This window comes from Mesorhizobium sp. 128a, from assembly GCF_053848025.1.
This window is the reverse complement of record NZ_JBSPKY010000109.1, coordinates 1-372: the sequence shown is the minus strand read 5'-3', so window position 1 is coordinate 372 and position 372 is coordinate 1. Positions and strand designations below refer to the sequence as shown.

At 67.5% G+C, this 372-nt stretch carries 1 protein-coding gene; it reads left to right on the top strand.

All coding sequences use genetic code 11. The features are described from left to right. Positions 1-372: ATP-binding cassette domain-containing protein (locus ACWTU9_RS33290; protein ID WP_455862028.1), on the top strand; the 372-nt coding region annotated here is incomplete at both ends.

The following is a 372-nucleotide window of genomic DNA, read 5'->3' as shown; positions in this document are numbered from 1 at the left end:
GGGTGCGCCGCGAGGCCAAGGCGGTCGCCGACCGCATGGGTCTGGCCATCGATCTCAGGGCCCGCGTCAACGACCTTTCGCTGGCCGATCGCCAGATGGTGGCCATCGCGCGCGCCTTGGCGCATCAGCCGAAAGTGCTGATCCTCGACGAGCCGACCTCCTCGCTCTCCAGCGCCGAGGCCGACCGGCTGTTCGCGCTGGCCGACCGGCTGCGCGAGCAAGGGGTGGCGATCCTCTACATCTCGCACCGCATGTCCGACATCAGGCGGCTCGCCGACCGCATCGTCTCGATGCGTGACGGGATCATTTCGGGCGTCTTCGACAGCAAGCCGCTCGATTATGAAGGCGCGGTCAATGCCATGCTCGGTCGCA